At 72.8% G+C, this 24105-nt stretch carries 20 protein-coding genes; 10 read left to right on the top strand and 10 right to left on the bottom strand.

The features are described from left to right. Positions 1–4 precede the first annotated feature (4 nt). The 3 genes from GGG17_RS03030 to GGG17_RS03020 all read left to right on the top strand — a co-directional run bounded on the left by GGG17_RS03030 (position 5) and on the right by GGG17_RS03020 (position 3296). The gene (locus tag GGG17_RS03030; RefSeq protein WP_195849092.1) at positions 5–208 is read left to right on the top strand and encodes a hypothetical protein; all 204 of its coding nucleotides are present in this window, start codon (positions 5–7) and stop codon (positions 206–208) included. Between the two features lie 153 nt (positions 209–361). After that, the gene (groL, locus tag GGG17_RS03025) at positions 362–1987 is read left to right on the top strand and encodes a chaperonin GroEL (protein WP_154592307.1); all 1626 of its coding nucleotides are present in this window, start codon (positions 362–364) and stop codon (positions 1985–1987) included. A 385-nt stretch (positions 1988–2372) separates the two neighbouring features. Then, the gene (locus tag GGG17_RS03020; RefSeq protein ID WP_230082626.1) at positions 2373–3296 is read left to right on the top strand and encodes an EamA family transporter; all 924 of its coding nucleotides are present in this window, start codon (positions 2373–2375) and stop codon (positions 3294–3296) included. A 92-nt stretch (positions 3297–3388) separates the two neighbouring features. Here GGG17_RS03020 and GGG17_RS03015 read toward each other — a convergent pair whose 3' ends face one another. Further along, positions 3389–3679 (bottom strand): WXG100 family type VII secretion target, encoded by a 291-nt coding sequence (locus GGG17_RS03015; protein ID WP_019284352.1) that lies wholly within the window; start codon positions 3677–3679, stop codon positions 3389–3391. Positions 3680–3834: 155 nt separating this feature from the next. Between GGG17_RS03015 and GGG17_RS16225 the strand changes: the two genes are divergently transcribed. Continuing rightward, positions 3835–4608 carry a DUF4031 domain-containing protein gene (locus GGG17_RS16225; RefSeq protein WP_154592306.1) on the top strand — a complete coding sequence of 258 codons (774 nt, stop codon included), beginning with the start codon at positions 3835–3837 and terminating at the stop codon, positions 4606–4608. Between the two features lie 213 nt (positions 4609–4821). Here GGG17_RS16225 and GGG17_RS03005 read toward each other — a convergent pair whose 3' ends face one another. The 5 genes from GGG17_RS03005 to GGG17_RS02985 form a co-directional block, all read right to left on the bottom strand. Continuing rightward, the gene (locus GGG17_RS03005; RefSeq protein WP_230082625.1) at positions 4822–5469 is read right to left on the bottom strand and encodes an HD domain-containing protein; all 648 of its coding nucleotides are present in this window, start codon (positions 5467–5469) and stop codon (positions 4822–4824) included. 4 nt (positions 5470–5473) lie between these two features. Beyond that, positions 5474–7546, bottom strand: a complete 2073-nt coding sequence (locus tag GGG17_RS03000) for a HelD family protein (RefSeq protein ID WP_154592305.1) — start codon at positions 7544–7546, stop codon at positions 5474–5476. Between the two features lie 68 nt (positions 7547–7614). After that, complete coding sequence (locus GGG17_RS02995) at positions 7615–9054, bottom strand: S1C family serine protease (RefSeq protein ID WP_154592304.1); 1440 nt, start codon at positions 9052–9054, stop codon at positions 7615–7617. A 45-nt stretch (positions 9055–9099) separates the two neighbouring features. Further along, a complete protein-coding gene (locus GGG17_RS02990; protein ID WP_311966383.1) occupies positions 9100–10623 on the bottom strand; it encodes a sensor histidine kinase in 1524 nt (507 codons plus the stop codon). Then, the gene (locus GGG17_RS02985; protein WP_288799287.1) at positions 10620–11324 is read right to left on the bottom strand and encodes a response regulator transcription factor; all 705 of its coding nucleotides are present in this window, start codon (positions 11322–11324) and stop codon (positions 10620–10622) included. The genes GGG17_RS02990 and GGG17_RS02985 overlap by 4 nt, the downstream gene beginning before the upstream one ends. Before the next feature lie 381 nt (positions 11325–11705). On the opposite strand from GGG17_RS02985, the gene GGG17_RS02980 reads away from it, so the two are divergent. Further along, the gene (locus tag GGG17_RS02980; protein ID WP_154592303.1) at positions 11706–12632 is read left to right on the top strand and encodes a hypothetical protein; all 927 of its coding nucleotides are present in this window, start codon (positions 11706–11708) and stop codon (positions 12630–12632) included. A gap of 206 nt (positions 12633–12838) precedes the next feature. Here GGG17_RS02980 and GGG17_RS02975 read toward each other — a convergent pair whose 3' ends face one another. Together GGG17_RS02975 and GGG17_RS02970 are read right to left on the bottom strand one after the other, a co-directional pair. Beyond that, complete coding sequence (locus tag GGG17_RS02975; RefSeq protein WP_154592302.1) at positions 12839–14476, bottom strand: DNA repair helicase XPB; 1638 nt, start codon at positions 14474–14476, stop codon at positions 12839–12841. Further along, positions 14476–14964, bottom strand: coding sequence for a hypothetical protein (locus tag GGG17_RS02970; protein ID WP_154592301.1), 489 nt, complete (start codon positions 14962–14964; stop codon positions 14476–14478). The genes GGG17_RS02975 and GGG17_RS02970 overlap by 1 nt, the downstream gene beginning before the upstream one ends. 132 nt (positions 14965–15096) lie before the next feature. Here GGG17_RS02970 and GGG17_RS02965 point away from each other — a divergent pair, with 132 nt between their 5' ends. Continuing rightward, positions 15097–16029 (top strand): hydroxymethylglutaryl-CoA lyase, encoded by a 933-nt coding sequence (locus GGG17_RS02965; RefSeq protein WP_154592300.1) that lies wholly within the window; start codon positions 15097–15099, stop codon positions 16027–16029. An 89-nt stretch (positions 16030–16118) separates the two neighbouring features. Here GGG17_RS02965 and GGG17_RS02960 read toward each other — a convergent pair whose 3' ends face one another. Both GGG17_RS02960 and GGG17_RS02955 read right to left on the bottom strand, forming a co-directional pair. Beyond that, positions 16119–17564, bottom strand: a complete 1446-nt coding sequence (locus GGG17_RS02960; protein WP_154592299.1) for a carboxyl transferase domain-containing protein — start codon at positions 17562–17564, stop codon at positions 16119–16121. A gap of 49 nt (positions 17565–17613) precedes the next feature. Further along, complete coding sequence (locus tag GGG17_RS02955; RefSeq protein WP_311966382.1) at positions 17614–19668, bottom strand: helicase-associated domain-containing protein; 2055 nt, start codon at positions 19666–19668, stop codon at positions 17614–17616. A gap of 175 nt (positions 19669–19843) precedes the next feature. Between GGG17_RS02955 and GGG17_RS02950 the strand changes: the two genes are divergently transcribed. The 4 genes from GGG17_RS02950 to GGG17_RS02935 all read left to right on the top strand — a co-directional run bounded on the left by GGG17_RS02950 (position 19844) and on the right by GGG17_RS02935 (position 23998). Next, a complete protein-coding gene (locus GGG17_RS02950; RefSeq protein WP_154592298.1) occupies positions 19844–21472 on the top strand; it encodes an AMP-binding protein in 1629 nt (542 codons plus the stop codon). A gap of 39 nt (positions 21473–21511) precedes the next feature. Further along, positions 21512–22450, top strand: coding sequence for an aldose 1-epimerase family protein (locus GGG17_RS02945; RefSeq protein ID WP_154592297.1), 939 nt, complete (start codon positions 21512–21514; stop codon positions 22448–22450). A gap of 105 nt (positions 22451–22555) precedes the next feature. Next, positions 22556–22954 carry a cold-shock protein gene (locus GGG17_RS02940; protein WP_311966381.1) on the top strand — a complete coding sequence of 133 codons (399 nt, stop codon included), beginning with the start codon at positions 22556–22558 and terminating at the stop codon, positions 22952–22954. A 3-nt stretch (positions 22955–22957) separates the two neighbouring features. Beyond that, complete coding sequence (locus GGG17_RS02935; protein WP_154592295.1) at positions 22958–23998, top strand: DUF3027 domain-containing protein; 1041 nt, start codon at positions 22958–22960, stop codon at positions 23996–23998. Positions 23999–24105 lie beyond the last annotated feature (107 nt).

Raw genomic sequence — 24105 nt, 5'->3', positions numbered from 1 at the left:
CTTGATGCAGCGGACGCGCCGGGCGCGCGAGCCCTGGGACGAACGCCTCGGGGTGCCCCTCGCTCAGGGCTTCTGGTACGCCCGGCCGGCAGGCGCCGAGCGGCTCGAGGGCCTGCGCGAGCTCGCGTCGTGGGGATCCTTCATGGGCGCCGCAGGCGTCCGGCATACGGCACCGTCGCCATTTGCACTCGGGTGTGCCGAGTGCTAATCATGTACTTAGCACTCTCGTATCGAGAGTGATAAGTACTGGCCGTGTGCCGAGGCCTGCGCCGCGAGGTGACCTGAACCTCGCCGGGGTGGGTCGTCCGTCGCGGGCGTCATGCGGCCGACACATCCGTTTCGCGTGGGAGGAACCCCCCGAATGGCCAAGCTGATTGCCTTCGACGAAGAGGCCCGCCGCGGTCTCGAGCGCGGCATGAACACCCTTGCCGACGCCGTCCGCGTCACCCTGGGCCCCAAGGGCCGCAACGTCGTGCTGGAGAAGAAGTGGGGAGCCCCCACCATCACCAACGACGGCGTGTCCATCGCCAAGGAGATCGAGCTCGAGGACCCGTACGAGAAGATCGGGGCCGAGCTCGTCAAGGAGGTCGCCAAGAAGACCGACGACGTCGCCGGTGACGGCACCACCACCGCCACCGTCCTCGCGCAGGCCATGGTCAAGGAGGGCCTGCGCAACGTCGCGGCCGGCTCCAACCCCATGGCGCTCAAGCGCGGCATCGAGGCCGCCGTCAAGGCCGTCTCCGCCGAGCTGCTCGACATGGCCAAGGACATCGAGACCAAGGAGCAGATCGCCTCCACCGCCTCGATCTCCGCCGCTGACCCCCAGATCGGCGAGCTCATCGCCGAGGCCATGGACAAGGTCGGCAAGGAAGGCGTCATCACCGTCGAGGAGTCCAACACCTTCGGCCTCGAGCTCGAGCTCACCGAGGGCATGCGCTTCGACAAGGGCTACATCGCGCCCTACTTCGTCACCGACACCGAGCGCATGGAGGTCGTCCTCGAGGACCCCTACATCCTCATCGTCAACTCCAAGATCTCGGCGATCAAGGACGTCCTGCCGCTGCTGGAGAAGGTCATGCAGTCCGGCAAGCCGCTCGCGATCATCGCCGAGGACGTCGAGGGCGAGGCCCTGTCCACGCTGATCGTCAACAAGATCCGCGGCACCTTCAAGTCCGTCGCCGTCAAGGCCCCGGGCTTCGGTGACCGTCGCAAGGCCATGCTCGGCGACATCGCCATCCTCACCGGCGGCCAGGTCATCTCCGAGGAGGTCGGCCTCAAGCTCGACACCACCGAGCTCGACATGCTCGGCCGTGCGCGCAAGGTCGTGGTCACCAAGGACGAGACGACCATCGTCGAGGGCGCGGGCGATGCCGACCAGATCGCCGGTCGCGTGGGCCAGATCCGTTCCGAGATCGAGCGCAGCGACTCCGACTACGACCGCGAGAAGCTGCAGGAGCGCCTCGCCAAGCTCGCCGGCGGCGTCGCCGTCATCAAGGCGGGCGCGGCCACCGAGGTCGAGCTCAAGGAGCGCAAGCACCGCATCGAGGACGCCGTGCGCAACGCCAAGGCGGCCGTCGAGGAGGGCATCGTCGCCGGTGGTGGCGTGGCCCTGCTGCAGGCCACCGACGCTGCCTTCGGCACGCTCTCGCTGGAAGGCGAGGAGGCCGTGGGTGCCAACATCGTCCGCGTGGCCGCCGAGGCTCCGCTCAAGCAGATCGCCGTCAACGCCGGCCTCGAGGGGGGCGTCGTGGCGGAGAAGGTCCGCAACCTCACCCCGGGCGAGGGCCTCAACGCTGCCTCGGGCGAGTACGTCGACATGATCAAGGCCGGCATCATCGACCCGGCCAAGGTCACCCGCTCCGCCCTGGAGAACGCCGCCTCGATCGCGGCGCTGTTCCTCACCACCGAGGCCGTCATCGCCGACAAGCCGGAGAAGGCTGCGCCGGCTGCGCCGGGCGGCGACGACATGGGTGGCATGGGCTTCTGACGAAGGACGTATGCGAAGGCTGGGTCCGAGCTTGCGAGGACCCGGCCGTAGCGGGATTCGAGGAAGAAGCCCAAAGGGCTCAGCTCTGACGCAGAGGACGAGGGGCGGCTCACCGATCGCGGTGGGCCGCCCCTCGCGTGCGCAACGGCTGCCCGTAGGGGTGGGTGGGCACCAGTGGGTGTCTTGCCGCACCGGATCACGCCGGGGAGGAGGTCGGGTGTGCAGCAGCTGTGCACGCTCTGGGGCGCGACCGGGCCGTATGCCGCGGCCGGTGGGTACGTGAGCGAGGTCATGCCGTCCGATCCGTGGGTGGACGTGCGCGCCGGTGGCCGGTCGGGGGAGAGTCGTGGTCGGACCACACCCACGACGCTGCAGGAGCCACGGCATGATGCCCCGCAAGGACACCTTCCTCGCCTGCGTGGTGATCCTCATCTGGGGCGTCAACTTCGTGGCGGCGAAGTATGGGATGGAGGCGATCCCGCCGCTGCTGTTCGCGGCGCTGAGGTTCATGCTGGTCGCCTTCCCCGCGGTGCTGTTCGTGCGTCCTCCGGGCAACGGGTGGCGGACGGTGCTGGCGTGCGGGGCGACGATGTCGGCGGGGCAGTTCGCGTTGCTCTACACCGCGATGAACCTCGGCATGCCGGCGGGCCTGGCGTCGTTGGTGCTGCAGATCCAGACGGTGTTCACGGTGGGCATCGCGGCCCTGGTGCTGCGGGAGCTGCCGACGCGCTGGCAGGTGGCGGGCATCGCCATCGGCGTCGCCGGCATGGTGGTGGTGGGCTGGGAGTTCATGGCGGCAGCGCCGGTGCTGCCGTTCCTGATGACGATCGCGGCCGCGGCGTCGTGGGGGATGGGCAACGTTCTCACCCGGCGCCGGCCGCCGCGGGACGGCTTCTCCCTGGTGGTCTGGTCGGCGCTCGTGGCGCCGGTGCCGCTGCTCGGCCTGTCCCTCTGGCTGGAGGGCTGGGAGCGTGACCTGCACGCGCTGACGCACCTGACCACGACGTCAGTGCTGGGGCTGGCGTTCGTCACCTATGGCGCCTCGATGGCGGGCTACGGCCTGTGGAATCTGCTGCTGTCCCGTCACGCGGCATCGACGGTGTCGCCGTGGTCGATGTTCGTGCCGGTCATCGGCACCGTCGCCGCGTACTTCTACAACGGCGAGACCCCCACGGTCGTCGGCCTCGTGGGGGCGGTGGTCATCATCCTCGGAGTGCTGATGGCCCTGGGCGTCCTCGGCCCGCGCCGCCGGCCCCGCCCGGACGTGCCGGACCGCGAGCACCCGCCTGCGGAGCCGGCAGGCCTGTGACGGGAGAAGGCCGCGGCAGGGCTGGGGGACCCCCTGCCGCGACCCTCCCGACCCGGGCGGGCGAGCCCATGGCCCGCCCGGGAGCTCGTGGGTCAGCGGAACATCGCGGTGTTGGCCTGCTCGGTGTCGGCATACTGCACCCCGGCCTGCTGGAGCAGCCGGTTGATCGACTCCAGCGACTCGCGGACCTGCGACTGGGTGCCGCGCCACTGCGCGATGACGCCCTGGAAGCCGGCGGACGCGCTGCCCTGCCAGGCGTCCTGCAGGGCGGTGAGGCGGCCCATCATGGCCCCGACCTGCGTCTCGATCTCCGCGGAGATCTGGCCGATGTCGGCCGAGGCCGCGGAGATGCGCTCGGTGTCGACGGTGAAGGTTGCGCTCATGGTCCTGGTCCTTTGCTCGAGTCCGACCCTGGTGGCCCGGTCCGTCAAGTGCTCCCCGATCGGCTAGGACCAACTCTGCACGGCTCGCCGCGTGACCCCGTCCGCTCGTCCACAGGCGGGGTCGGTTAGCCTGACCGCATGGGGACGGTGACCGCGTGACGCTCTATGTCGACGCTCCGCAGTGGCCCGCGCACGGTCGACACTTCGCGCACCTCATCTCCGACCACTCCTACGCCGAGCTGCACGCGTTCGCCGCGGAGGTCGGGCTGCCCCCGCGGTCCTACGACGGGGACCACTACGACGTGCCGCAGGAACGGCACGCCGAGGTCGTCGCGGCGGGTGCCCGACTGGTCGACGGGCGCGAGCTGGTCCGGCTGCTCCACACCACCGGCCTGCGCTTCCGCAAGCGCAAGGGGGAGCGCCCGATGGGTCGCTACGTGGACGTCGTCCCGACCGTCGCCGGGCCGCACCATCTGGATGTCGTCGTCTCCCACCAGGAGCCCCCCGAGCCGACGACCACCGCGGCGGCGACCTTCGTCTTCGACCGGGCCGACCGCCTGTTGATGGTGCACAGCCGCGCCCGAGGGGGGTGGGAGGCCCCCGCCGGCGCCCGCGAGCCCGGCGAGAGCCCGCGCGCGGGCGCCGTCCGCGAGGTCCGCGAGGAGACCGGTCTGGTGCTCGACGAGGCGCTGCTGCGGCCGATCGGCTACGAGCGGATCACCCAGAGCCGGCCGTCGCCCCGGTGGCCCCACCTCCCGCACTGCCACGTCGCGATCTACGCCGCGGACCTCGACGTGGACGGGCCCTCGCTGACGCCCTACCGCACCGAGGTCCACGACGCGGTCTGGGTGCCGCTCGACGAGGTCCGCGAGCGCTGCTCGCCGCAGTTCTGGTGGCCGGTGCTCGACTGGTTCCTGCAGCACCGCTGACGCGCTCTGGAGGAACCAGCCGGGCAGCGTCCGACCGGACGGCAGCTCAGACGAGCGCCCAGGCCACCGCGACAGTCCCGAGCCCACCAGGCTGCCGATGGTCGACAGGACGGTCCACGCCCTGAGCCCGTCCGCCACGCTGAGCCCGACCAACGGGCTGCGGGGCATACGGTCCTCTCTCCCCGGTGCGACCAGGTCAGGATGGGTCGTCGCTCATGCCAGCCGGGCCAGCTCGTGCTCGACGTTGGCGCGGGCGGCGGCCTCCCAGGCCGTGCGGGCGCGCGTCGTGGCATAGATCTGCGGGCGGTCCAGCAGGGCCGCGAGGATCCGGGAGCGACCGGCCCGGTAGGCCTCGTCCGGGACCGAGGAGTACTCGGCTCGCACCTGGCGGCAGTACTCGTCGAAGCGGTCCGCCGGCGCCCCGAGGATCCACAGGTCGGCGTCGAGGAAGGCGCCGTGCACGGGGTCGCCCGCCACCTCGTGGTCGGTGGTCGCCTGGACCAGCGACGCGACCAGCTCGATCAGGTCCACGTCGGCGTCCAGCTCGTCGAGCAGCTCGACGGCGAGCGCCGCGCTGGCCTGCTCGTTGGCACCCGGCTCGGCGGGGACGTCGTAGACCGCGTCGTGCAGCCACGCCGCCACGCGGCAGGCCAGCAGCTGGGGTGGCGTGAGGGCGTCGTCGGCAGCGAGGCGCCCGAGGACCGCGAGCATCTCGGCCAGATGGTGGATGCCGTGGTAGACGCGGTGCGGCTCGCGCCAGAGGTCGACGAGCCGGGTGGCCGCCCGCTCGAGGAGGACCGCGTCGGCGCGGGGGGCGAGAGCCTGCAGGTCCGCCTGGCAGGCGGCAACGAGGTCGTCCATGCGGTCAGCCTCTCACCCGGTGATCGGCTGGGGGGACCTGCACGGCCAGCGGATCCGGGAGCGGTCGGGCGTGAATCACGCTGAGCCCGGAGACGGCTCGCGTCAGCACGACGTAGAGCCGCCGCAGACCGGTCCGCTCGTCGGGCTCCGCCTCCGCGATGGCGGCCGGCTCGACGACCACCACGCGGTCGAACTCCAGGCCCTTGGCGACGGTCGCGGGCACCACGTCGACCTGGTGCTCGACGTCGCCGTGGTCCACGCCCAGTACGCCGTGCTCGACCCCGACCCCGAGCAGCGCCTGCGAGACCGCGGCCACGCTCCCGTCAGCGACGATCACGCCGATCGAGCCGGGCTGCCGGGCGAGGTGGACGACCCGGGCCGCCGCGGTCGACCAGAGCGAGTCCGCCTGCACCGCAACGATGTCCAGGTCACCGGTGTTGTCGCGCACGGACTGCGGAGCCGCGAGGCCTGGCGCCATGACGGGGAGCAGGCGGGCGGCATACTCGATCACGGCCGCGGGCACCCGGAAGCCGCGGCGCAGCTCGGTCACCTGGCCCTCGGGCTTGCCGAGGTGGCGCAGCGACTCCTCCCACGAGCCCGTGGCCCACGGCGTCGTGCCCTGCGCGATGTCCCCGAGGACCGTCGCGGCGCCGGTCGAGCACCGCCGGCCCACGGCGCGCAGCTGCATCGGTGACAGGTCCTGCGCCTCGTCGAGCATGACGTGCCCGAGGCTGGGCGTGCGGGACAGCAGGTCGGCGAGCTCGTCGAGGAGGACGGCGTCGGCCAGGGTCCAGCGGGCGGCCCCCAGCGTGCGAGGAGCCTTGTCCCACAGCAGTTCTGCCTGCTCCGCAGGGGAGAGTATGCCGTCCGCCGCCGTCTCCAGCGCCGCCGGGTCGGACCACAGCCGGTGCAGGACGGTTGCGGGGTCGAGACGGGGCCACAGGGCGTCGGCATACCGCCGGACGGGGGTGGACCGGGCGACGGCGTCCTGCACCCGGTCGTCGGGAGAATCGCCCGCGGCCTCCATCTGCACCAGCACCGCGTGGGCGAGGCGCTGCGGCAGCATCTGCCGGGCGGCGTCGTAGCGGACGTCGCGGGCCAGGAGCTCCTCGACGATCTCGCGCACCTCGTAGCCCGGGACGCGCCAGCGGCGAGCGCCCCGGGGGACGACCAGCGCGTCCTCGGGGGCCTGGACGGCCGAGCGGACGGCGCGGCGCAGGACCTCCGCGAGGCGGGCGTCGCCCTTGAGGGTCCCGCGACCGGCGGGGTCGGTCGCGCGGACCCGGACGCCCTCGCCGACCAGGCCCTCGATGGTGGTGTGCCGGACCTGCACCTCGCCCAGGGCCGGCAGGACCGCGCCGATGTGCTCGAGGAAGGACGCGTTGGGCCCGATGACCAGGACGCCCTGGCGGGTGAGGCGGTCGCGGTAGGCATAGAGCAGCCACGCCGCGCGATGCAGCCCCACGGCCGTCTTGCCGGTCCCCGGCGCCCCTTGGATGCAGACGGTCGTGCTGTCGTCGACCCGCACCAGCAGGTCCTGCTCGGGCTGGATCGTGGCCACGATGTCGCGCATCGGACCGACCCGAGGACGCTCGATCTCACGGGCCAGGATCTGCGAGCTCGCCTGCTGCTCGGCGCGATCCGTGAGGTGCTCGTCCTCGAGGGCGGTGATGCGGCCACGGTCCAGGCCGAACCTGCGGCGCAGCACCACGCCCATGGGGTCGGTCCGCGAGGCGCGGTAGAACGCCGTCGACGCCGGGGCCCTCCAGTCGATGACCAGAGGGTCCCCGGCGTCGTCGGTGACGTGCCGGCGGCCGACATACCACTGCTCGTCGTGGTGGTCCCCGTCCAGGTCGAGCCGACCGAAGAACAGCGCGGTCGTGGGGTCGTCCTCGAGGGAGCGGGCACGGCGCCAGAGCGTGCGCGCGAGGTGCTCGGCCGCGATCGGGTCGCTGCCCTGCACGTCGACGGCGAGGGTGCGCTCCCGCATCGCGGCGAGCGCGGTGCGGGAGCGGTCGAGGTAGGCCTGCTCGCGGGCCAGCTCGCCGGTGGGGTGCTCGTCGGTGGACGAGGGCATGACGGCAGCACCTTCCGGGTGGCGTGGGGGGGGACCCGCCACCCTAGCCCAGGGCTACGAGGGGTCGGTCACTGGGACGACTTCTGGGCGAAGGTGATCTGCACGTCGTGGCGCTCGCCGTCGCGCAGGTAGGTCACCTTGGCCGTGTCCCCGACCGTCCGCTCGCGCACCTGGGCGACCAGCGCGAGCGACCCCGTCACCGGCTCGTCGTCGATGGCGATGATCGCGTCCTGGGCGCGCAGACCGGCCTTGTCGGCGGGGGAGCCCGAGACGACGTTGGCGATGACGGCGGCCACGCGCTGCCCGTCCCCGTCCTTGACCATGGCGGGCTTGGACGAGACCCCCATGAAGGGGTGCTGCGCCCGTCCTGTCTTGATCAGCTGGTCGGTGATCGAGTTGACCTCGTTGACCGGGATCGCGAAGCCGATGCCGATCGAGCCCGCCTGCCCGCCCGACGACGACCCCATCGAGGCGATCGAGGAGTTGATGCCGATCAGCTGGCCGTCCGCGTTGACCAGCGCGCCACCCGAGTTGCCCGGGTTGATGGGCGCGGAGGTCTGGATCGCGTTGGTGACCACCGGGTCCGCGGCCTGCTGCCCGAACAACCCGCCGTCCTGCTGATCCTGCGAGGAGCGGTCGGTCGACACGGGGCGGTTGAGGGCGCTGACGATGCCGGTGGTGACGGTGCCGGACAGGCCGAGGGGGTTGCCGACGGCCATGACCGGATCGCCCACGGTGAGCTGGTCGGAGTTGCCGATCGCGATGGGCTTGAGGTCCTTGACGTCGCCCTGCAGCTTGATGACGGCCAGGTCGGTCGACGGGTCGAGACCCACGATCTTGGCCTGGAACGCGCGCTGGTCGTCGAGCGTCACGACGATCTGGGCGCCCGACCCGCTGTCGCCCACGACGTGGTTGTTGGTGACGATGTGGCCCTGCTCGTCGAGGATCACCCCCGAGCCCTCGCCGCCGCTGCTGCCGCTCTGCACGGAGATCGACACGACGCTGGGGGAGACGGCCTGGGCCGTGGCCTTCCAGTCGGGGGCGTTGCTGGCGCCCTGGTCGAGCGGCGCCTGGGTGTTGCGGGCCGGGTTGGCGCTGGGCGTGGTCCGGGAGACGCTCGACGTCTGCTGGCCCCGGTCGCCCGCGAACAACGCGTAGGTCCCGCCGCTCGCCAGCGCGGCCGCGGCCACGGCCGCCGTCGGCACCTGCCACCAGCCGGCGCGGCGACGCCGCGGGCTCACCGGCGCGGATCCACCCACCGGGCCGTATGCCGGTCCGCTGCCTCCCGGGCCGCCGCCACCCGGGCCGTCACCCTGCTGGCTGGGCTGGCTGGGCGCGGCGTAGGGGTTGGACGTGCCTGGCTGGACGACGCGGGGGATCTCCTGGGTGGAGCTGTGGCGGGGGATCTCCTGCGTGTGCTGCGGGTCGACGCGTGGGTCGACGACTGGGTCCCTGCGGGGGTTGTCCTGCAGGGGGGGCTGCGAACCGGGTTGGTGCTGGTCGTTCATCGTGACTCCTCGGGGGCCTGAGGTCTCGAAGGGTGGTCCATCGACCTAGGCCGATGCTGGTGGGTCGCTGTGGGGCTGCTGTGGGTCGGTGGGCAGGCGGACCCGGAAGGTCGCTCCGCCACCGGGGGTGGGGACGATCGTGACATCCCCGTGGTGCGCGCCGGTAATGGCGGCCACGATGGCGAGTCCGAGCCCGGTGCCGCCGGGGTGGCTCGTGCGGCCACGGGAGGGGTCGTTGCGGAAGAACCGCTCGAACACCTTGGCCGACAGCTCGGGGTCGATGCCGGGACCGTGGTCGCGGATCTCGATGGTGGTCCAGGCGTCGCCGTCGTCCCCCCGACCCTGGCCCACGGCCAGCTCGATCGGGGTGCCGGCGGGCGTGTGATTGATGGCGTTGCCGACGAGGTTGGTGACCAGCTGGCGCAGCTTGGACTCGTCGCCGCGCACGGGGTTGGCGTCGATGGGCCCGTGCAGGCCGAGCATCGTGATGTCGCGGTCCGGGGCGAGGGCGCGGGCGTCCTGGGCGGCGTCGGCGAGGACCACCGTCAGGTCGACCGAGGTGAACTCCATGGGTCGTTGCTCGTCGAGGCGGGCGAGCGACAGGAGGTCCTCCACCAGGGCTCCCATGCGCGTCGACTCGTCCTCGATCCGTTGGAACACCTGTCGCACGTGCTCCGGCTGGGTCACCGCCCCCTGGCGGTAGAGCTCGGCATACCCCCGGACGGCGGCCAGCGGTGTCCGCAGCTCGTGCGAGGCGTCGGCCACGAACTGCCGCATCCGGGTCTCGCTGGCCTCGACGTGCTGGAAGGACCGCTCGATGTGGCTGAGCATGACGTTGAGGGAGTCCGAGAGGCTGCCGACCTCGTCGTCCGCGGAGCGGGCCGGCACGCGCCTCGTCAGGTCTCCGCCGGCGATGGCCTTGGCGGTGTCCTCGATCTGACGCAGCGGGCGGAAGGCGCGGCGGATCGCGAACCAGCCGGCGACCATCAACGCCGTCACCGCCGCCAGCCCGATGAGCAGCGAGAAGAGCGTGACCTGGCTGGTGGTCTTCTCCACGCCGCGCATCGACACGGCGACGGCGTAGGTGCCCGAGTCGCCGTCGAGCTTGTCCGCGACCACCCGCCAGCGCTGGAGCCCGTCCCTGGACCGCACCTCGAAGATCTGGTGGGTCCGGACCTCGGGGGCGTCCATCTCGAGGCGGGGGATGTCCGGGTGCTCGTCCTCCGTCTGCGGCTGGAACACGATCTGCCTGCTGGATCCTCTGGGAAAGAAGACGACCGCGTAGCTGGTCGGGAAGTAGTCGAGCTCCTGCTCGGTGGCGATCGCGTCGAGCGCGCTCGCGCTGAGGGGCCCGGCGCTGAGTCGCAGCTCCTGGTCGGTGCGCTGGACCAGCTGGCGCTCGAGGAGCCACGTGGTGGCGCTCGTCGTCAACGTCAGGGCACCGGCCATCAGCACGACGAGGATCAGCACCAGCCGGTGGGTCAGCGGCATGCGCTGCAGCCAGCGGTGGACCGAGACGCCCACCGCCGACCCGCGCACCCGCGACATCCGACCGGCCAGGCGACTCACGAGATCTCGGGAGGCAGCCGCAGGACGTAGCCCACGCCGCGCTTGGTGTGGATCAGCGGCGGCTCGATGGAGTCGACCTTGCGACGCAGGTAGGAGATGTAGGACTCGACGATGCCGGCCTCGCCGCGGAAGTCGTAGTCCCAGACGTGGTCGAGGATCTGCGCCTTGGACAGCACCCGGTTGGGGTTGAGGATCAGGTAGCGCAGCAGCTTGAACTCGGTCGGGGAGCAGTCGATGACCTTGCCCGCGCGACGGACCTCGTGCGAGTCCTCGTTGAGCTCGAGGTCGTGGAAGCGGATCGTCCCGTCCTCGGGCTCGTCCTGGCGCGTGCGGCGCAGGACGGCGCGGATGCGGGCCACGACCTCCTCCAGGCTGAACGGCTTGGTGATGTAGTCGTCGCCGCCGATCGTGAGGCCCTTGACGCGGTCATCGACCGCGTCGCGCGCCGTGAGGAAGACGATGGGGACGTGGCGGCCGGCCTCGCGCAGCTTGGTCGTGACGGTGAAGCCGCTCATGTCAGGCAGCATCACGTCCAGGACGACCAGGTCGGGCTCGTGCTCCTCGGCGAGGACCAGGGCGGCCCCGCCGTCACCGGCGGTGAACACCTCGAACCCCGCGAATCGCAGGCTGGTCGCGAGGAGCTCGCGGATGTTGGGCTGGTCCTCGACGACCAGGAGTCTGGCTTCGGGCGTAGTGGTCACGGGGTGGAGTCTGACCCCTGCCGCTGGAGGTTTCCTGGGAGACTGCTGGATCAGCAGGCCGTATGTCGCCCGCCCCGGCGTCTGGCGGCGTGGCGCCGACGGCGAGGGGTCGCAAAGATGGGCGACACGCCGTGGGCTGCGACATTCGCGCCCCCTCGCCGCGGCTGGCAGTGCCGCGCGGGCGGCGAGGGGTCGCAAAGGTGGGCGACACGCCGTGGGCTGCGACATTCGCGCCCCCTCGCGCGGCCGGGTCAGGCGTCCAGCCGCCTGGCAGCGTCATACGGCGTGGTTGTCCACAGGCCGACGCGTCCCCGCCGGCGCCGTCCACAGGCGCGCACCAACGGCTGTCCGCGATGTGACGACGAGCGCATGCTGCCCGTCATGGATGAGCTGCCACGGCACCTGACGTCCGGCGAGGCCCGCCGCCGAGGCATCACGCGCGCGACGCTCACGGCGTCGGGGCTCGTGCGGACCCATCACGGCCTGTGGGCGGCCGACGTTCCTCACTCGCTGACGGAGGCGATCACCCACGTAGCCAGGGTGATTCGCGGGCGCTGGGCATTGTGTGGCTGGTCGGCCGTGGAGCTGCTGGGGCTCCCCGAGCGCTCCTCTTGGCAGCCCGGCGACCCGGTGCATGTCTGCGTGCCCACCGCTCGGCGCGTCCGGCGTGACGGAGTCGTGTCGCACAAAGGTCTCGAGCGCCGCAGGGTGGTGGACGTCGGCGGGATCCCGGTGGTCGCGGGCATCTGGGCCGTCGCGGACGTGCTCACGGACCCGCTCGTCACGCATGACGACCTGGTGCGGCTGTGCGACGGCTACCTGCACCTCGGCGGCCCGGCCGACTCCTTGCTGGCGCTGGCCTCCCTCGACCGCCGAGGGGTGAGGCAGCTGCGGGCGGCCCTGCACGACGTCAGGCGCGGCGCCGAGTCGCCGCGCGAGACCGACCTGCGCGTCCTGCTGACCAGGGCAGGGCTGCCGGAGCCCGAGCAGCAGGTCCGGCTGGTGGGCGCGGATGGTGCGACGGTGTGCCGGTTCGACCTCTACTGGGAGGAGTTCGCCCTGGGAGGCGAGTTCGACGGAGACGGGCACCGCACGGAGCGTCGACGCTGGCGCGGCGACCGGCGGACCGACAGGCAGGCCCTGCTGCTCGGGCACCGGCGGCTGCGCGTGACGTCGGACGACCTGGAGCCGGGCCGGCTGCACGAGACGGTGGAGGACTTCCGGACGTCGATGGTGCCGGTGAGCATGCCGCCACGGGGTCGGCTGGTGCGGACGGTCGACTCGTCGCCGCTGGACCTGCCGTGGTGACGGCTGGAGGCGCCGCGCGGGCGGCGAGGGGTCGCAAAGGCGCGCGACATGCCGTGGGTTGTGACATTCGCGCCCCCTCGGCGCGCCTGGCGGCGTGGCGCGGGCGGCGAGGGGTCGCAAAGGCGCGCGACACGCCGTGGGTTGTGACATTCGCGCCCCCTCGGCGCGCCTGGCGGCGCCGGGAGCAGGGCGACGGGCAAGGCGAGTCAGCCGAGGTCGGCGGCGTCGACGATCGTGTAGGCGTAGCCCTGCTCCGCGAGGAAGCGCTGGCGGTGGGCCGCGAAGTCGGCGTCGACCGTGTCGCGCGTGACGACGGTGTAGAAGTGCGCCGTGCGTCCGTCGGCCTTGGGACGCAGCAGCCGACCGAGCCGCTGGGCCTCCTCCTGGCGCGACCCGAAGGTCCCCGACACCTGGATCGCCACGCTCGCCTCGGGCAGGTCGATCGAGAAGTTCGCGACCTTGGACACGACCAGCAGCGAGAGCTCCCCGGCGCGGTAGGCGTCGAACAGCCGCTGACGCTCCCTGACGGTCGTCGAGCCCGTGATGACGGGGGCATCCAGCCGTGCGGCGAGCGCCTCGAGCTGGTCGAGGTACTGCCCGATGACCAGTGTCGGCTCGCCGGCGTGCCGCGCCACCAGCCGCGACACCACCTCGTCCTTGGCCTGCGCGCACGAGGAGAGGCGATAGCGCTCCTCGGGCTCGGCGATGGCATACGCCATGCGGTCGGCGTCGGGCATGGACACCCGCACCTCCACGCAGTCGGCCGGGGCGATCCAGCCCTGCGCCTCGATGTCCTTCCACGGGGCGTCGTAGCGCTTGGGCCCGATGAGCGAGAAGACGTCGGACTCGCGGCCGTCCTCGCGCACCAGGGTCGCGGTCAGCCCCAGCCGTCGGCGCGCCTGCAGGTCCGCCGTCATGCGAAAGATGGGGGCCGGCAGGAGGTGCACCTCGTCATACAGGATCAGCCCCCAGTCGCGGGCGTCAAGCAGCTCGAGGTGGGGGAAGGTGCCCTTGCGCCGGGTCGTGAGGACCTGGTAGGTCGCGATGGTCACCGGGCGGATCTCCTTGCGGGCGCCGGAGTACTCGCCGATCTCGTCCTCGGTCAGGGAGGTGCGGCGGACGAGCTCGTCGCGCCACTGCCGCGCCGAGACCGTGTTGGTGACCAGGATCAGCGTCGTGGCTCGGGCGCGCGCCATGGCGCCGGCCCCGACGAGCGTCTTGCCCGCCCCGCACGGCAGCACGACGACGCCGGACCCCCCGTCCCAGAAGCCGTCGATCGCCTGCTGCTGGTAGGGGCGCAAGGCCCAGTCGCGCTCGTCGAGGTCGATCGGGTGCGCCTCGCCGTCGACATAGCCCGCGAGGTCCTCGGCGGGCCAGCCGACCTTGAGCAGCTCCTGCTTGAGGTGGCCCCGCTCCGAGGGGTGGACCACCACGGCGTCATCGCTGAGCGCCTCCCCGAGGAGCGGACGGATCCGCTTGTGCCGCAAAACTTCCGCGAGGACGGCGAGGTCGGTCGTCCGCATCACCAGGCCGTGCCCGGGGTCCTTGACCAGCGTCAGCCTGCCGTAGCGGTCCATGGTGTCGGCGACGTCGACGAGCAGAGCCTGGGGGACGGCATACCGGCTGTGGGTGAGCAGGGCGTCGACCACCTGCTCGGCGTCATGACCGGCCGCGCGGGCGTTCCACAGACCGAGGGGCGTGACGCGATAGGTGTGCACGTGCTCGGGGGCGCGCTCCAGCTCGGCGAACGGCGCGATCGCCCGCCGGGCCGCTTCGGCGCCGGGGTGGTCGACCTCGAGCAGCAGGGTCTTGTCGCTCTGGACGATGAGGGGGCCGTCAGGCATCAGACGGCGACCGGGGTGGACGTCAGGGTCGGGACCGGCGAGGGCGTCATGGTCGGCAGGTCCGCCTGCTCCATGAACCACAGGAAGCCGGCCACCCCGGCGATCAGCAGGACGACGCCCAGGACCACGTTGAGCACGAGGACGATCCACGCGACGGCGGCGAGGCGGCCGGCGCGCCGCGGATCGCTGCGGTGCTGGACGATCCCGACGATGCCGAGGACCGCGCTGGGCAGGCCGACGATGAACGCCGTCGACAGGGCCGCCAGCACGCTGACCACCGTCACGACGATGGCGTTGACCGGGGCGCCGGGGGAGGGAGCGCCGTAGGCCGGCTGCCCGTAGGCCGACTGTCCATATGGCGGCTGGCCGTAGGACGGCTGGCCCTGGCTCTGGGAGTACCCCGGACGGCCGTAGCCGGGCTGAGCGGGGTGACCACCCTCGGCATACGGGCGAGGTGTGGGGTCGTCGGCGGGCGGCTGGCTGCTCATCGGTGCTCCTCGGGTCGGTCGTGACGTCAACCCCACCTGGTGCTGGTTGCTTCCCAGCAGGCTAGCGGGGTGGGGCAGGATGGTCCTCGACGCCGTCGACGAGGACCGTCGCCGCCGACACCGAGGAGCGAGATGCGCCAGCCCCAGCACGAGCCGATGACCGGTGCGCCGGATCGGGTGACGATCTACGAGGTGGGGGCGCGCGACGGCTTGCAGAACGAGAAGTCGATCGTGCCCGTGGAGGTCAAGGCGCAGTTCGTGAGGCGGATGCTCGCCGCGGGCCTCGAGACGGTGGAGATCACGAGCTTCGTGTCGCCGCGGTGGGTGCCGCAGCTGGCCGACGCCGCCGACCTCGTGACCGCGCTCGGCGCTGACGCGCTCGGCACGCAGCGTCCGGTGCTGGTGCCCAACGAGCGGGGGCTCGACCGGGCGCTCGACCTGGGGGTGTCCTCGGTGGCGATCTTCGGGTCGGCGACCGAGACCTTCGCCTCGAGGAACCTCAACTCCACGGTGCTTGACCAGTTCACGATGTTCGAGCCCGTGGCCAAGCGCGCCAAGGACGAGGGGCTGTGGCTGCGGGCCTACGTGTCGATGTGCTTCGGCGACCCCTGGGAGGGCGACGTGCCCATCGACCAGGTCGTCGACGTGTGCGCGCGGATGATGGACCTCGGCGCGGACCAGCTCTCGCTGGGCGACACCATCGGCGTGGCGACGCCCGGCCACGTGGGTCGGCTGCTGGCGGCGCTGGCCGAGCGGGGGATCGGCGCGGACCGGGTGGCCGTGCACTTCCACGACACCTACGGCCAGGCGCTCGCGAACTCGCTCGAGGCGATCCGGCTCGGGGTGCGCACCATCGACGCCTCGGCGGGTGGGCTGGGCGGCTGCCCCTATGCCAAGTCCGCGACCGGCAACCTCGCCACCGAGGACCTGGTGTGGGCGCTGCACGGGATGGGCGTGTCGACCGGTGTTGACCTCGAGGCGTTGGTCGCCACGTCCGTGTGGATGGCCGAACAGCTCGGCAGGCCGTCGCCGTCGCGCGTGGTCAAGGCGCTGTCGGGGGGCTGACCTCAGCCCTGCTGTGCCCGCCGTGGCGCCTCTCGACGAGGGGAATGGGGTGGGCGGGGTGGTCGGCGGGGACGGAGCGTCGGGTCGGGCTAGGCCTGGGCGCGGAGCTCGGCGGTGAGGGCCGCCGCCATGTCGCGGCAGAAGGCCGCGGGGTCCTCGTCGGGCGAGATCGTCTCGGGGATCACACGGTGGGCAGTGCCCGCCTCGACGAGCTCCGGCGCCGAGATCCGCTGACGCCGGGTCATCTCGGGCGCGTGGTCCGGGGTGCCGTGCACGATCACCGAGGCGCCCTCGGGCGGCAGGGGCGACAGCCAACCGTGCTCCGCCACCACCACGCGCCGCGCGGGCAGCAGCGCCAGGGCCCCGCCCCCGCATCCCTGACCGAGCAGCAGCGCGACGCTCGGCACGGTCAGCTGGGTCATCTCCGCGATGCACCGGGCGATCTCACCCGCGAGCGCACCCTCCTCGGCGGTGACCGACAGGTCGGCGCCGGGGGTGTCGATGACCGAGACGAGGGGCAGCCCCAGCTCCTCGGCGAGGCGCATGCCGCGGCGGGCCGAGCGCAGGGCCGCCGGGCCCATGGACTGGCGGGCCTGGTTGCGTCGGTCCTGGCCGACGAGCACGCACGGGTGGCCGCCGAACGAGGTCAGCGCGAGCATCAGCCCCGCGTCGGCCTGCCCCTCGCCCGTGCCGGACAGGGGCATGACCTCATCGGCGGCATACCGCAGGAGCTCGCGCACCCCGGGGCGGCGCGGGGAGCGGGTGATCTCGACGGAGGTCCAGGCGTGGCCCGGGTCGGCGGGCGGCTCCCAGCGCGGGGCCGGTGGGGCGGGCAGGGTGCCCTGCCCGTCACGGCGGTGGGGGTGCAGCAGGCGCAGCACCCGTGCCGCGACGGTCGCGAGGTCCTCCGACGGGACGACCGCGTCGATGACGCCCTTGTCGACGAGGTTCTCGGCGAGCTGCACACCCGTGGGGAAGGGCTGGCCGTTGAGCGCCTCGTAGACCTTGGGACCGAGGAAGCCCACCAGCGCGCCGGGTTCGGCGACGGTCACGTGGCCCAGGGACCCCCATGAGGCAAACACGCCACCGGTCGTGGGGTGCCGCAGGTAGACGAGGTAGGGCAGGGCGGCCGCCTTGTGGTCCACGATGGCGCGGGAGATCGTCACCATCTCGACGAAGGCGGGCGTGCCCTCCTGCATGCGGGTGCCCCCCGAGGCGGGCGCGGCGATCAGGGGCAGCCCCTCGGCGGTGGCCCGCCGCACCGCCGCCGTGATCCGCGCCGCGGTGGCCGCGCCGATCGAGCCGCCGAGGAAGCGGAACTCGCCGACGACGACGGCGACGGGCAACCCGTCGATCAGGCCCCGGCCGGTGAGCACGGCCTCGTCCACCCCGCTGCGCTCGGCGGCCGCGTCGAGCTCGGCGGCGTACTCGGGGGAGACGCCGTCCCGGTCGGGCGGCGTGTCCCAAGAGACGAAGCTGCCGGGCTCGAGGACGAGGCCGATCAGCTCACGGGCGCCGGGTCGCTGCGGCGTCATGGGAACTCCTTGGTCGGCGGGTGGCCACGCGATCGTGACGATAGTCAGGTCAGGCCTGCGAGACGCCGGTGATGCGGTGCAGCGTGAGGATCCTCTCGACGTTGCTCGTCCCCGCGGTGCCGTAGACCCGTCCGCCCTCCACGCGGCGGGGGTGGAACAGCAGCGTCGTCGCCACCCCGTCCGGGCCGGCGTGGCTGAGCCGCACGGGGTGGCGGTCGGCGACGGCCTCGCGCAGGACGCCGAGGACCACCGCCGGGTCCGTGCCGCCCGCCGCGTCCTCGTCGACCCGCCCGTCGGCCCTCCCGTCGACCCCCGCCTGCCCTGCGCGCAGCAGGGCGACCAGGTTCTCGGCATACGGCCGGTCGACGACGCTGGTGAGCGTGGGTGGGGAGGTGTGCCGCCGAGCAGGCGCGCGATGCGTGGAGCCGCGCGGCACGGCCACCACCCCGTCGGCGGTCTCCGCGACGGGCGCGAGGCCACGCTCGCGCAGGGTGGTGAGCAGCACGTCGCCGCCGACCGGGCTGACGAGCACCGTCGGGGCGATGCGCCGCAGACCGAGCAGGCCGAGGGCAGGGTCGGCGAGGATCGCGTCCAGGGTGACCGGGTCCTCGCTGCGGACGTATGACGACGCCGCCGCCACCCGGAGCCGGCCGTGGCGCCGGGTGGCGTCGTTGACGAGGTAGGTCAGGGGCTGCGGCACGGGCGTCGCGCTGGCTTCGGCGAGGGCGTCGAGGAGCTGCTCGGCGGTCCACCCGGCGTCGAGGGCGCGCAGGATCGAGCTCTCGGTGAAGCGGTGCACGGTGGCGCCGCCGCGGGACTCGACGTCCGCCGCGAGGCGCAGGAGCCGCGCCAGCTCGCCCTCGACCCGGCCGGGCGCGACCGCGGTGAGGTCGGCCTGCAGCAGGATCTCCTCGACGGGGGCGGGCAGGTGCGGGTGCATCGCCTCGGTCGCGGAGGTGAGGTCCGGCGGGGTGGAGGCGACCAGGCTGCGCCCGGCGCTGCCGAGGGCCCCCCGGCCGGTCAGGCCCAGCCACTCCGCCTCGCGGACGACGGCGGCGACGACCCGGTCCAGGTCGGCCACCCGGCGCAGCGGCCGGCGCCAGCGGAGACGCGCGACGAGCCCGTCGACGGTCGGGGCGGACCAGGGCGGCAGCTCGGCGAGATCGGCGAGGACGTCAGCCCGGAGCGCTCGCACGGGGGGCCAGTGCGCGTCCGGGGAGAGGGCGTTGATCGACGAACCTCCGCGCTCCGCGGGCGAACCCACGAGGTGCGGCGCCCGGCTCGACCGCAGCCACGCGTCCGCGAGGGCGGCCCAGCGCGCGGGCGGCTCCTGCTGCAGCCAGTCGTCGTAGCCCTCTGTCGGCGCCCACACCGGGTCGAGCCCGCCGTCGTCGGCGAGCAGCCCGGCGGCGTGCGCCACCTCCACGAGGAACGCCGCGTGATCCACCGGCACGTCCAGGGACGACGCCAGGGCGCGCAGGTCACGCACGGCCAGGCCTCGCGTCCGCAGGACCCGCGGCGGGCGCTCGGCCCACTGCGTCGCCGTCTCGTCGACGAGACCCAGGAGCTCGCCGGCCGCGCCGCCGGCGGCCTGGTCCACCAGGGCGGCCGGGCGGGGCGTGAGGGCGACCTGCGGGGGGTGCAGGGCCACGTCCTCGAGCAGCCGCCCGCCGCCCAGCATCGAGTCCGACGGCCCGGGGCCTGCGGGGCGGGGTCCGAGCAGCTCCGCCACGGTGCGGGCGACGCTGATGCGGTCGGTGGATCGCCATACGAGAGCGAGGGACTCGAGACGACACAGGATGTCGAGCAGGTCCTGGGAGCCACGGTCGGTCCCCAGCCGGGAGGCCGCCCGGTCGACGTCGGCCGGTGTCCCGGTCGCGAGCAGCGCCTCGAGGACCTGCAGGTGTGCGGTGTCCAGGCGCTCGAGCGCGCGCTGGATCGAGGCGCGGGTCCCGGAGCGGGCGGCGAGGGCGGTGATGTCCGTCGGCGCCGGGCGGGCGAGGTCGGGCCGGGCCACGAGCAGGGCGACGAGCTCGTCGTCCGAACGGCCGCGCAGGGCATCGGCGAGGCTGCGGGCGCGTGGCGCGTCGGGGCGGGGGGTCACCGTCCAACGTTAAGACCTGCCGGGGGCGGGGCCATCGACCTGGGGGACGAGGGCCGGTCGATGCCCTCGCCGGGGGCGGGGCGGCCACGTGAGGGAGGACCGCTGGTGGCGCGGACCGCACCGTTTGGCGCGCCATCCCTTGCCGCCGTCCGCGGGGGACACGAGACTGCGAGCCATGACGGCAACGACGCTCTCGTACACCTCCGGCACCTCCGACACCCCGCTGCTCGGGGAGACCATCGGCGACAACCTCGAGCGCACGGTGGCGCGCTTCGGGGACCGGCTGGCGCTCGTGGACGTGCAGAGCGGACGGCGCTGGACGTATGCCGAGCTCGACGCCGCCGTGGACGAGGTCGCCAAGGGCCTGGTCGCCGCGGGGCTCGAGCGCGGGGACCGGGTGGGCATCTGGTCGCCGAGCTGCCCGGAGTGGACGATCGTGCAGTACGCCACCGCCAAGGCGGGCGTCGTGCTGGTCAACATCAACCCCGCCTACCGCGCCCACGAGCTCGAGTACGTCGTCAAGCAGTCCGGCATGCGCATGGTCGTGAGCGCGGTGTCCTACAAGACCTCGATGTACCAGCAGATGCTCGAGTCGATCCGCCACGACTGCCCGGACCTCGAGCAGGTCGCCTACCTCGGCGAGGAGTCCTGGGAGCGGCTGCCCGCGTCGGGCGCCGCGGTGAGCGACGAGGACCTCGACGCGCGGATGGCGCAGCTGTCCGCCGACGACCCGATCAACATCCAGTACACCTCGGGGACCACCGGCTTCCCCAAGGGCGCGACGCTCTCGCACCACAACATCCTCAACAACGGCTACTTCGTCGGCGAGATGATCCGCTACACCGAGCAGGACGTCGTCTGCATCCCGGTGCCCTTCTACCACTGCTTCGGCATGGTGATGGGCAACCTCGCGTGCACCTCGCACGGCGCCGCCATGGTCATCCCCGCCCCGACCTTCGACCCGGTGGCGACGCTGGAGGCGGTGTCCCAGGAGGGCTGCACCAGCCTCTACGGCGTGCCGACGATGTTCATCGCCGAGCTCGGGCTGGCGGACTTCGACCGCTACGACCTGTCGACGCTGCGCACGGGGATCATGGCCGGCTCGCCGTGCCCGGTCGAGGTGATGAAGAAGGTCATCGACCGGATGAACATGGCCGAGGTGGCCATCAACTACGGCATGACCGAGACCTCGCCGGTGTCGACGTCGACGCGCACCGAGGACGACCTGCGCCGCCGCACCGAGACCGTCGGGAGGGTCATGCCGCACCTGGAGGTCAAGATCGTGGACCCGGCCACCGGCCTCACCGTCCCCCGAGGGCAGACCGGCGAGCTGTGCACCCGTGGCTACTCGGTGATGCTGGGCTACTGGGGCCAGCCGGACAAGACCGCCGAGGCCATCGACGCGGGCCGGTGGATGCACACGGGTGACCTGGCGACGATGGACGAGGACGGCTACTGCGCGATCGTCGGACGGATCAAGGACATGGTGATCCGCGGCGGGGAGAACGTCTATCCGCGCGAGATCGAGGAGTTCCTCTACACCCACCCCGACATCGCGGACGTCCAGGTGATCGGGGTCCCCGACAAGAAGTTCGGCGAGGAGCTCATGGCGTGGATCATCATGCGCGAGGGGGCGACGGCGCTGACCGTGGACGGTGTCCGGGAGTTCTGCACCGGACAGCTCGCGCACTACAAGATCCCCCGCTACGTGCACATCACCGACAGCTTCCCGATGACGGTGACGGGCAAGATCCGCAAGGTCGAGATGCGCGACCGGGCCGGCGAGCTCATCGACCAGGGGTGACCGGCGACGTCCGGGGCGTCCTCGCCTAGGGTGGCGGGCATGAGCGAGCAGGTGCTGCCGAGCGGCGCGCAGTGGACCATCCGGCACGGCGACCTCGAGGCGGTGGTCACCGAGGTCGGAGCGACCCTGCGGTCGTGCACGTATGCCGGACGCCCGCTGGTCGCGGGGTCGCCGCAGGACGCGCCGGCCCTGCATGCGCGGGGCACCGTGCTGATCCCGTGGGTCAACCGGATCCGCGACGGGCGATACACGGTCGACGGCGTGGAGCGGCAGCTGGCCCTCACCGAGCCCGCCCGCCACAACGCCCTGCACGGCCTGGTGCAGTGGCTGCCGTGGGCGCCGGTGCACGTGGCGGACGACCGGGTGACCCTGGGTGCCCGCCTGCACCCGCAGCAGGGCTGGGACTGGACCCTGGACCTGCTGATGGGCTACCGCGTGGGCGACGACGGCCTCACGGTCACCCCCACCGTCACCAACCTCGCCAGCACGGCGGCGCCGCTCGGCGTCGGGGCCCACCCCTACCTGACGGTGGGGGAGGACCGGGTGGACGACCTCGAGATCCGGTGCCCCGCTGCGTCATACGTCGCCGTCGACCCCGAGCGTCTCCTGCTCGTCGGTGACACCGTCGCCGACAGCCTGCGGCCCGTCGACGGCACGCCCCAGGACCTGCGCGAGGCGACCGTGGGCGACCGGGAGCTCGACACCGCCATGACGGGCCTGGCCGCGGACGACGACGGGCGCTGGCGCATCACCCTCTCCCACGGGGGCCGCAGCACCACGCTGTGGGCCGACGCGCAGGCCTATCCCTGGACGCAGGTCTACACCGGTCACGACCTCCCCGAGGGCTACGCCCGCACGAGCGGCCTGGCGGTCGAGCCGCTGACCTCTGCGCCCGAGGCCTTCAGGACCGGTGAGGACGTCCTGCGCCTGGACCCGGGTCGCTCCTGGTCGGCCTCGTGGGGCCTCACCCCCTGGTGAACCGTTAGCCTGGTGGGCAGGGCACGTGCTCACCAGGATGCACGCGCCCCGACGCCGACCCCGCACACGGGCCGGCCAACGACGAGATCGACACGAGGTGGACCAGTGCCAACGGGCAAGGTCAAGTGGTACGACACGGACAAGGGCTTCGGCTTCCTGGCCGACGACGAGGGGGGCGACGTCTTCGTCCACGCCAACGCCCTGCTCGAGGGGACGACCGCGCTCAAGCCTGGCACCCGCGTGGAGTTCGGGGTCATGGACGGGCGGCGGGGGGCGCAGGCCCTGTCGGTCACGGTCCTGGACCAGGCACCCTCGGTGGCGCGCAAGCTCCACGACAAGAAGCGCAAGCCGGCCGACGAGATGGTCGGCATCGTCGAGGACACCATCAGGCTGCTCGACGGGGCGTCCATGCAGCTGCGCAAGGGGCGCTACCCCGACGCGGCCGGGTCCGCCAGGCTCGCGGCCGCCCTGCGGGCCATCGCCGACACCTTCGACGGGAGCTGACCGATGGCCACCATCAAGCCCGACCCGACGCTGACCGCGGCGGTCGACCTCGCGCGTTCCGCCGCCGAGAGCATCGCCGAGGCCGGGGCCGTGGGCGACCACCTGGCCGTCGTGATGGAGGGCGAGCGGGTGGCGACGCACCAGTTCGCGTGCCTGTCGGCGGGATACCCCGACTGGCGGTGGTCGGTGACGGTCACCCGGGTCGCCCGCTCCAAGCACGTCACCGTCTCCGAGACCCACCTGCTCCCGAGCGAGACGAGCATCGTCTCTCCGCCCTGGGTGCCGTATGCCGAGCGCATCGCCCCCGGCGACCTCGGTCCCGGGGACATCAACCCCTATGTCGAGCAGGACCCCAACCTCGAGGCCGGCTTCGAGGCGACGGGGGACGAGGACGTCGACCAGATGGCGCAGTGGGAGCTGGGCCTCGGACGCAAGCGCGTGCTGTCGGCGGAGGGGCGCGAGGACGCAGCCCAGCGCTGGTACGACGGCGACAACGGCCCCACCGCCGAGGTCGCCGTCAAGGCTCCGGAGCGCTGCTCGTCGTGCGGGTACTTCCTGCCGATGGCCGGTGCCCTGCGCCGGTCCTTCGGGGTGTGCGCCAACGCCTGGTCCCCCTCGGACGGCCGCGTCGTCACCCTCGACCACGGCTGCGGCGCGCACAGCGAGGTCGACCTGCCTGCCCACGACCCCCGCCCGCTCGACCCGCCCGTGGTGGACGACCTGGCGGTTGACCTCGAGGTGGCGCACACCTCCGAGGTGACGGTGGCCGAGGCCCCGGACGACGCGCCCACCGCCGAGGTGACGGTGGCTGAGATGACGGTGGCCGAGGCCCCGGAGGAGGCGCCGACCGCCGAGGTGACGGACGAGGCGTCCACCGCCCAGCCCGAGCCCGAGCCCGTGACCGAGGCCACGCCACCTGCCCCTCGTCGCGGCCGGCGCGGCTCGCGTCGTGCCGGCGCCCCCGCGGGCCCGGCGACGCCACGCACCGACCCGGCGACCGACGCGGCCGCCCAGCGGGTGGCCGAGCTCGTCGGCGACGCCTGAGCCGACCGCGCCCTGCGGTCCGCGCGCAACCAGCTGCTGCACTCATGAGCGCGTCCGCACGACGGGGTGTTGCGCCACAACGGAACTCGCGAGCCCCCAGCAGGGCG

Source organism: Arsenicicoccus cauae (assembly GCF_009707125.1).
GTDB classification, from domain to species: domain Bacteria; phylum Actinomycetota; class Actinomycetes; order Actinomycetales; family Dermatophilaceae; genus Arsenicicoccus; species Arsenicicoccus cauae.
Note: the sequence above shows the minus strand (reverse complement) of the source record. Positions and strands in the feature narration are given on the sequence as shown.

Excerpts from the sequence above, each read along its gene's own strand:
- GGG17_RS03000 (WP_154592305.1), bottom strand. The coding sequence starts at position 7,546 with ATGCCCTCGTCCACCGACGAGCACCCCACCGGCGAGCTGGCCCGCGAG.
- GGG17_RS03005 (WP_230082625.1), bottom strand. The coding sequence starts at position 5,469 with ATGGACGACCTCGTTGCCGCCTGCCAGGCGGACCTGCAGGCTCTCGCC.
- GGG17_RS03030 (WP_195849092.1), top strand. The coding sequence starts at position 5 with ATGCAGCGGACGCGCCGGGCGCGCGAGCCCTGGGACGAACGCCTCGGG.
- GGG17_RS02935 (WP_154592295.1), top strand. The coding sequence starts at position 22,958 with ATGGCCACCATCAAGCCCGACCCGACGCTGACCGCGGCGGTCGACCTC.
- groL (WP_154592307.1), top strand. The coding sequence starts at position 362 with ATGGCCAAGCTGATTGCCTTCGACGAAGAGGCCCGCCGCGGTCTCGAG.
- GGG17_RS03015 (WP_019284352.1), bottom strand. The coding sequence starts at position 3,679 with ATGAGCGCAACCTTCACCGTCGACACCGAGCGCATCTCCGCGGCCTCG.
- GGG17_RS02975 (WP_154592302.1), bottom strand. The coding sequence starts at position 14,476 with ATGCCTGACGGCCCCCTCATCGTCCAGAGCGACAAGACCCTGCTGCTC.
- GGG17_RS02970 (WP_154592301.1), bottom strand. The coding sequence starts at position 14,964 with ATGAGCAGCCAGCCGCCCGCCGACGACCCCACACCTCGCCCGTATGCC.
- GGG17_RS02995 (WP_154592304.1), bottom strand. The coding sequence starts at position 9,054 with ATGAACGACCAGCACCAACCCGGTTCGCAGCCCCCCCTGCAGGACAAC.
- GGG17_RS02945 (WP_154592297.1), top strand. The coding sequence starts at position 21,512 with ATGAGCGAGCAGGTGCTGCCGAGCGGCGCGCAGTGGACCATCCGGCAC.
- GGG17_RS02950 (WP_154592298.1), top strand. The coding sequence starts at position 19,844 with ATGACGGCAACGACGCTCTCGTACACCTCCGGCACCTCCGACACCCCG.
- GGG17_RS03020 (WP_230082626.1), top strand. The coding sequence starts at position 2,373 with ATGATGCCCCGCAAGGACACCTTCCTCGCCTGCGTGGTGATCCTCATC.
- GGG17_RS02960 (WP_154592299.1), bottom strand. The coding sequence starts at position 17,564 with ATGACGCCGCAGCGACCCGGCGCCCGTGAGCTGATCGGCCTCGTCCTC.
- GGG17_RS02965 (WP_154592300.1), top strand. The coding sequence starts at position 15,097 with ATGCGCCAGCCCCAGCACGAGCCGATGACCGGTGCGCCGGATCGGGTG.
- GGG17_RS02980 (WP_154592303.1), top strand. The coding sequence starts at position 11,706 with ATGGATGAGCTGCCACGGCACCTGACGTCCGGCGAGGCCCGCCGCCGA.